Source organism: Fundidesulfovibrio agrisoli (assembly GCF_022808715.1).
Taxonomy (GTDB): domain Bacteria; phylum Desulfobacterota; class Desulfovibrionia; order Desulfovibrionales; family Desulfovibrionaceae; genus Fundidesulfovibrio; species Fundidesulfovibrio agrisoli.
Genome location: NZ_JAKZKX010000045.1, coordinates 1 through 7,612, shown reverse-complemented (window position 1 = coordinate 7,612; position 7,612 = coordinate 1). Strand labels below are relative to the sequence as shown.

The window sequence follows — 7,612 nt, the reverse complement described above, 5'->3', positions numbered from 1 at the left end:
CAGAATACGCATCGACTACATTCAGCCTGGCAAACCGCAGCAAAACGCCTACGTGGAACGCTACAACCGCACCGTGCGCTATGACTGGCTGGGACAGCACCTGTTTGAAAATATCGAGGAGGTCAGGAACTACGCCACCAAGTGGCTCTGGACTTACAACAACGAACGGCCCAACATGGGCATCGGCGGCATCACTCCGAGGCAGAAACTGAGAACGGCTGCATAGCCCTACTTTTCAGACAGCCTAAAAAAGGGGAGGATTACCGAGGGAAGCGTCCATGCCACCGTATTTCGCCCGCCACTTGTAGAACGTGGCGCTGCTCATGCCGTGTTCGCGGCAAAGTTCCGGCACGGCGATGCCGTTTTCGGCTTGCTTCAGGATGCTCAGGATCTGACTGTCGGAGTAGCGGGACGTCTTCATGTAAAATCTCCTCGCCTGGGTTTACGAGAAAATTCTACTTTTCAGAACAACCTTTTATTGGGGGGATTACCTGTTTGCCTCTGGGCAGCTTGGCGTCTTTCTGTTCGAAGCATCGCAGCATGGAGTTCCCCCTGGCTTGAGGCGCCTTTTCGGGCTTGGCTCAACGTATACCGAGGAGGCGGGAAGGTGGGCAAGCGGAGAAAAAAGCGGGACAGGAGCGGGACAAAATCCGACCCAACGAAAAAAGGGCCTACGGTTATAACCGTAGGCCCTCGTACTCGCGTGGTCGGGATGAGAGGAGTTGAACCTCCGACCCCCTGAACCCCATTCAGGTGCGCTACCAGGCTGCGCTACATCCCGACGCGAAAGGAAGCGTTGAATAGCCCCGGGAGCGAGGTCTGTCAATCAAGATTTTTCGCGATCTCGAAAATTTCTCGTTTCTTCGCCGGAGCGAGGCCTGTATGCTGCCTCTGCCGCCCTTCCGGGCGGGGTGTCGGAGGAAGCCATGATGAACAAAGAATGCGACGCCCCCGTGCTGGTCAGCGGGGCCACGGGCTACGTGGGCGGCAGGCTCGCCCCCCTGCTGTTGGAGCGCGGCTGGCGCGTTCGCGCCGTGGCCCGCTCCCTGGACAAGCTCGGCTGCCGCCCCTTCGCCGCCCACCCCCGTTGCGAGCTGGCCAAGGCGGACATGCTCGACCCCGCCTCCCTGCGCGAGGCCCTGTGCGGCTGCCGCGCGGCCTACTACCTGGTGCACTCCATGAACCCCGCCACCAGGGACTTCGCCGCGGCCGACCTGGCCGCCGCCAGGACCTTCGCCCAAGCCTGCGCCGAGGCCGGGGTGGAGCGCATCATCTACCTAGGCGGCCTGGGCGACGAGCGCGACGCCAACCTCTCGCACCATCTGCGCTCCCGCCTGGAGACGGCCAAGGCCCTGGCCTCGGGTCCGGTGCCGGTTACATTCCTGCGCGCGGCCATCATCCTGGGCGCGGGGAGCGCGTCCTTCGAGATCCTGCGCTGCCTGGTGGAGCGCCTCCCTGTGATGATAACGCCGAGCTGGGTGCGCACCCTCTGCCAGCCCATCTCCATCCGCAACGTGCTGGACTACCTGGCGGGCTGCCTGGAGCACCCCGAAACCACGGGCCAGACCTACGACATCGGCGGCCCCGACGTGCTGGCCTACGGCGAGCTGTTCCAGCTCTACGCCCAAGTGGCCGGCCTGCGCCGCCGGATCATCATTCCCGTGCCGTTTCTCTCCCCACGGCTGTCGCGCCTGTGGGTGCGGCTGGTCACCCCGGTGTCGCCCGCCCTGATAACGCCTCTGATCGAGGGCCTTCGAAACGAGGTGGTCTGCCGGGAGAACCGCATCAGGGATGTCATCCCCCTGGAACTTCAAAGCTGCCGCGACACCTTCGCCGCCGCCCGGCGGGATCTGGCCCAGCGCATGGTGCCCACCTGCTGGGCCGACGCCGGAACCGCGCAGGCGCCCGAGTGGCTGATCTGCGGGGACGCGCCCTACTCCGGCGGCCCCGTGTTCGACATGGGGTTCAAGGCCCTGCTGGACCGGCCGCCCCGGCTGGTCTGGCCCGCGCTCCAGGCCATCGGGGGCGAGAACGGCTGGTATTTCGCGGACATCTTTTGGAAACTGCGCGGCCTGGCGGACAGGCTGGCCGGGGGCGAGGGCCTGGGGCCGGGCAGGCAACACCCCGGCGAGCTCCGGCCCGGGGACGCCCTGGACTGCTGGCGCGTGCATGAAGCCAGCCCTCCCTCCCGGTTGACCTTGCTGGCCACCATGAAATCCCCTGGGGAGGCCGCCCTGGAGTTCATCCTCGCCCCGGTGGAAGGCGGGCGCTGCGAGCTGACCCTGCTGCCCCGCTTCCAGCCGCGCGGCCTGGCGGGCCTGGCCTACTGGTACGCCATGTACCTGCCGCACCTGCTGCTGTTCCCGGGGCTCATGCGCAAGTTGGCCGAGGCGGCCGGCGCGCGCGTGCTGCGCGGGCCGTGGCGGTTCAGCCCGCCATCCGCCGAGGCCTGCCGATTGCCCGAACGCAACCCCACTCAGGGCGGGCCTCGCTGATCCAGATGGCCGCCGGGCGTTGCCTCGCGCGGGCATTGGGCGTATTCGGGGAGCCACCCGCTTACTCACGAGGTCGCCATGAACATGATCCGGCTGGTGCTCGCGGCACTCATCGTCCTCGGCTGCGCCGCCCAGGCCCCCGCAGCCAAGAAGTCTCAGCAGCCCGCGGCGCAGCAGCAGGAGGCCGCGCCGGACCCCAACGCCCAGGGGCTCTACGAGTTCTTCAAGGCCGAGACCAAGCCCTCGGCCAAAGCCCTGGATTTCCAGATCACCGGCGGCTACGCGGACCTGCGCACCGAGTCGCCCGAATCCTCGGGGCGCTACTTCATGGCTGGCAGCACCATCACCGCCGTGGCCCCGGACATCTACCGCCTGGACCTGACCTTCAAGAAGAAATACCAACGCGACGTCATCGACCTGGTGCCGGAGTACTACTTTACGCAGCAGAGATCGTATTACTTCTGGTACGACGGCGGCAAGAAGCTGGTGTTCAAGATAGGCAACGGCAAGAAAACGATCAATTTCGACAAGAAAGAGCTGACCAGCATCAGGGTCAAGACTCTGGAGACCTACACAGTGGAGAAGACCAAGCTGGACATGAACGTGGTCTTTTCGGACGGGGGGTCGCAGATCTATCTGGTGCTGAAGTTCATTTAAGCCGGTAGGATCAAGAGCGGGGCGCCGCCCCGCACCCCGCCAGGGGGATGATCCCCCTGGACCCCGCATTCATCAGCCCGGGAGGCTTCGCCTCCCGGGCTGATATTTTGTTCAGGGCGATCACGATGGGCGCAGGTCTGGGCGCGAAGCCATTGGGGGTGCAGGGGAGTCACTCCGCTGCCCGGCACTCTGGGCGGAGGGGTTCGGGGAGGCAGCGCCTCCCCGTTCTTTCCGGTCATTGCTCAGGGGCTCGGGCCATGCGGAATCATGTTACGCCGGCCGGGGATGGGCGCTCCACGCCACTTCCGGCGAGGCCGCCCGCTACCCCAGGTTCTTGGCCACGAAATCCCAGTTGACCAGCTTCTCCAGGAAGCCCTTCACGTAGTCCCCGCGCAGGTTCTGGTAGTCCAGGTAGTAGGCGTGTTCCCATACGTCCACCGTGAGCAGGGGCTTCTGGTTGTTCACCAGCGGGTTCATGGCGTTGGGCGTCTTGACCACCTTGAGCGCGTCGCCCTCGAGCACCAGCCAGGCCCAGCCGCTGCCGAACTGGGTGGTGGCAGCGGCCATGAACTCCTTCACGAAGCCGTCGTAGCCGCCGAAGCCGGCTTTGATCTTCTCCGCCAGCTTGCCCGTGGGCTCGCCCCCGCCGCCCTTCTTCATCCCGTTGAAATAGAAGGTGTGGTTCCAGGCCTGGGCCGCGTTGTTGAACAGGCCAACGGCGGCCGGGTCCTTGGCGGCGTCCAGGAATACCTTCTCCAGGGTGAGCCCTGCGGTGGGCTTGCCCTCCAGGGCCTTGTTCGTGTTGTCGTAATAGGCTTTGGTGTGTTTTCCGTAGTGGAAGCTCAGCGTCTTGGCGGAGATGACCGGCTCCAGGGCTTCGAGGGGATAGCCCAGCTCCGGCATGGGGAAGGTGACGCCGGGACCGGCCTGGGCTCCGGCCACGCCTGGGAAGGCCCCCGCCGCTGCCGCCACGGCCGCTGCTGAAACGGCAAGAGCGCCGAACTGGCGGCGGGTCATGCCGCCCTGCGGGGCTTCGTCATGTTCCGAGTGATTCATGGAGACCTCCGTAATGGTAAGCAGTGTGAACTATGTTGAGCGGTTGCCCGGATAGGGCCGGGAAGGAATTCCATGTATGCTCCATGAGGCAGAGCGCAGCCACTGTCAAGCGCGGACAATCCCGCGGCCCCGAAACGGATACGGAGCCGTCATGAAGGCGTAACCCGGCGGGTTTTTCCTGCTTCACACACCATCATGCTCCGGAGGCATGTCATGCTGCACAAGAAATCCGTTCAGGTGAAAGCCGCCGCCCTCCTGTGGCTGGCCCTGGCCGCCTGCTTCATGTTCCAGGCCCAGGCCAGGGCGGGCGAACCCGCGCGGCCCAAGTACGTCTTCCTGTTCGTCGGCGACGGCCTGGCCCAGGCCCAGCGCGCCTCGGCCGAATACTACCAGGCCTCGGCCAAGGGGATGGACCGCCCCGGCATCGTCAAACTGCGCATGAACAGCTTCCCGGTGCAGGGCTCAACCACCACCTACTCGCTCAACTCCATCATCACCGATTCCGGCGCGGCGGGAACCGCCCTGGCCTGCGGCGTGAAGACCTACAACGGGGCCATCGGCGTTGACGCCGGGAAGCAGCCCGTGAAGTCCCTGGCCGAGACGGCCAGGGAGCGCGGCATGAAGGTGGGCATCGTCTCCACGGTGTCGCTGGACCACGCCACCCCGGCCAGTTTTTACGCCCACCAGCCCTCGCGCAACAACTACTATGAGATTTCGCTCGAAGCGGCGCGCTCCGGCGTGAACTACTTCGCGGGCGGCGGCTTCAAGGACCCAGAGGGCAAGCGCTCCAAAACGGAGGGCGACAAGCCCGCCCTGATGAGCGTCTTCAAGGAGAACGGCTACACCGTTCCCGAAGGCCGCGAGGCCATCCTGGCCCTGGCCAAGGGGCAGGACAAGGTGCTGGCCGTGAACCCCGTGCTGGACCACGACAAGGCCATGCCCTACGCCCTGGACGCCCAGCCCTCCAAGGAGGTCACCCTGGCCCAGTTCACGGCCAAGGGCTTGGAACTGCTGGACAACCCCGGCGGCTTCTTCATGATGATCGAGGGCGGCAAGGTGGACTGGGCCTGCCACGCCAACGACGCGGTCTCCTCCATCATGGACGTGCTGGCCCTGGACGAGGCCGTGGCCGTGGCCGCCGACTTCGCGGAGAAGCACCCCGGCGAGACCCTGGTGGTGGTCACTGGCGACCACGAGTGCGGCGGCATGAGCCTGGGCTTCGCCGGAACCAGGTACGGCAACTATTACGAATACCTGAAGAATCAGAAGCTCTCCTTCCTGGCCTTCAACGAGAGGCTCAAGCAGTACAAGGCCGCCACCCCGGCGGACAAGGCCAAGCTGGAGGACGTGGCCGGGCTCATCAAGGAGGGCTTCGGCCTGACCCTGCCCACCCCGGCGGACCTGGAGGCCATGAAGGGCTCCCCCGCTCCCAACGAGGACGTCACCTCCCCGGCGGACCCCTACGGCATGCACCTCAAGGCCTACGAACTGACCATGGTGGAGGAGGCCTTCAAGCGCAGCATGGCGGCCCAGGGCGAAAAATCCAAAGACCCGGCCGAATATCTGCGCTACGGCGAATACGAGCCCCTGACCGTGACCCTGACCCGCATCCTGGACTCCAAGTCCGGCCTGTCCTGGACCACCTACTCCCACACCGGCATGCCCGTGCCCACCTCGGCCTTGGGCGTTGGCGCGGAGGCCTTCTCGGGCTACTACGACAACACGGACCTCTCCAAGCGCCTGGGCGAGGTTCTCGGCGGCGGCAAGAAGCTGGCCGCCAACTAGGCATGTTCACGGGCCGGATGCGGCCCGCCCACGCCATCCTCCGGGGGTGCGCGCCCGACCAGGCAAGCGGCGCGCGCCCCTCTTTCCATCGAGCCATGCCAATATCCATCACCGCCAAGAAAGCCGACATCGTCCTGACCCTGGCCTTCGCCCTGCTCACGGGGCTGCTTCTGCTGCTGCCCACCGGCTTCGAGGAGCGCCTGCCCCAGGGCACCCTGGCCGTGAAGGCCCGTGTGCTCTCCGTGGACGACGCCAACGTGCGCCAGTACGGTGTGGTGCTGGAGGGCGACCAGCGCGTGGAGGCCCGGATTCTCGAAGGCCCCCGCCAGGGGGAGACGGTCTGGGCGGACAACCCGTTCCTGGGCAAGCTGGAGCTGGACAAGCAGTTCAAGCCCGGGGACGAGGCCCTGGTGGCCCTGACGCTCTCCGGCGGCAAGGTGGCCTCGGCCGTGGCGCAGGACCACTACCGCCTGGGCGTGCAGGGCTGGCTCATGGGGTTGTTCGCGCTGTTCCTGGCGGTGTACGCGGGCTGGTCCGGGGTGAAGGCGCTCCTCAGCTTCGTCTTCGCGGCCCTGGCCATCTGGAAGGTCATGGTGCCGCTGTTCCTGCGCGGGGCGGACCCCGTGCCCGTGACGCTCGGGGTGCTGGCCGTGCTCATGGCCTCGGTGCTTTTTCTGGTTGGGGGGCCGAACCGCAAGTCGCTGGCGGCGTACCTGGGGTCGCTGCTGGGGGTGGGGGCCACCTGCCTGATGGCCCTGTATTTCTCGGAAGCCTTCCGGCTGCACGGCTCGGTGAAGGCCTACGCCGAGACGCTCTTCTATTCCGGCTATCCGCACCTGAACCTGACGCGCATCTTTCTGGCCACCGTCTTTTTGGGCTCGTCCGGAGCGGTGATGGACCTGGCCATGGACGTGGCCGCCAGCATGGACGAGGTGGCCGCGCACAACCCGGACGCGGGGTTCTGGAAGCTGCTCACCTCCGGGCTGCGGGTGGGGCGGGTGGTGGTGGGCACCATGACCACCACGCTGCTGCTGGCCTACTCGGGCGGGTCCATGGCGCTGCTCATGGTGTTCATGGCCCAGGGGGTGCCCATGGCCAACGTGTTCAACATGAACCACGTGGCCGCCGAGGTGCTCAACACCCTGGTGGGGAGCTTCGGGCTGGTGCTGGTGGCGCCTTTCACGGCCCTGAGCGGGGCCTGGCTGCTGTCGAGAAGATGATTTGAACCGGGTGGCGCTGGTTGGCGCCGCGCCCCGCCGGCGCGACCCAAGCTGCCGGGCCTGCGGCCCTCTGGCGAAGCGCCAGCGCAAGGTCGCGCCCGCCGGGGCGCGGCGCCAACCAGCGCATCGCGGCTACGAACCGTGGTGGGATGAAAAAGCCGGATTCAGGGAAGGGTGGCAGGCGGCATTGTCGTCAGCCACTACGACTGAAGAAGCCCGCCATCGAGAGTGGAGACCTGTTCTTCTGCCGCTGTGCAGCCTGGACGGGTGTGGAAAAGACGCGGATGCAAATGACCCGCGAAGCCGAAAGGGGTTCCAAGGGGCGCAGCCCCTTGGCCGCCGGAGGCCCCTACCCCCCTGAAAATCTCTCCGATCTAGTCGTCGTGGCTGTGGGGCACG

6 protein-coding genes, 1 tRNA gene and 1 pseudogene are annotated in these 7,612 nt (G+C 66.1%); 5 read left to right on the top strand and 3 right to left on the bottom strand.

The features are described from left to right. A partial coding sequence (locus MLE27_RS17735; protein ID WP_243313961.1) for an integrase core domain-containing protein occupies window positions 1-226 on the top strand: 226 nt, incomplete at its 5' end. A 39-nt stretch (window positions 227-265) separates the two neighbouring features. Here MLE27_RS17735 and MLE27_RS17730 read toward each other — a convergent pair. Further along, window positions 266-421, bottom strand: a pseudogene (locus MLE27_RS17730) (transposase); the annotation flags it as partial. A 283-nt stretch (window positions 422-704) separates the two neighbouring features. Further along, a tRNA-Pro gene (locus MLE27_RS17725) sits at window positions 705-781 on the bottom strand. A gap of 145 nt (window positions 782-926) precedes the next feature. Between MLE27_RS17725 and MLE27_RS17720 the strand changes: the two genes are divergently transcribed. Together MLE27_RS17720 and MLE27_RS17715 are read left to right on the top strand one after the other, a co-directional pair. Further along, a complete protein-coding gene (locus MLE27_RS17720) occupies window positions 927-2,495 on the top strand; it encodes an SDR family oxidoreductase (protein ID WP_243313959.1) in 1,569 nt (522 codons plus the stop codon). A gap of 78 nt (window positions 2,496-2,573) precedes the next feature. Next, window positions 2,574-3,152, top strand: coding sequence for a hypothetical protein (locus MLE27_RS17715; protein WP_243313957.1), 579 nt, complete (start codon window positions 2,574-2,576; stop codon window positions 3,150-3,152). A gap of 321 nt (window positions 3,153-3,473) precedes the next feature. On the opposite strand, the gene MLE27_RS17710 is transcribed toward MLE27_RS17715, so the two are convergent. Then, the gene (locus MLE27_RS17710; RefSeq protein ID WP_423747992.1) at window positions 3,474-4,208 is read right to left on the bottom strand and encodes a superoxide dismutase; all 735 of its coding nucleotides are present in this window, start codon (window positions 4,206-4,208) and stop codon (window positions 3,474-3,476) included. A gap of 213 nt (window positions 4,209-4,421) precedes the next feature. On the opposite strand from MLE27_RS17710, the gene MLE27_RS17705 reads away from it, so the two are divergent. Together MLE27_RS17705 and MLE27_RS17700 are read left to right on the top strand one after the other, a co-directional pair. After that, entirely contained in the window at window positions 4,422-5,993 is a 1,572-nt protein-coding gene (locus tag MLE27_RS17705) for an alkaline phosphatase (RefSeq protein WP_243313955.1), read from the top strand. A gap of 95 nt (window positions 5,994-6,088) precedes the next feature. Further along, entirely contained in the window at window positions 6,089-7,213 is a 1,125-nt protein-coding gene (locus MLE27_RS17700; protein WP_243313953.1) for a YibE/F family protein, read from the top strand. Window positions 7,214-7,612: the final 399 nt, after the last annotated feature.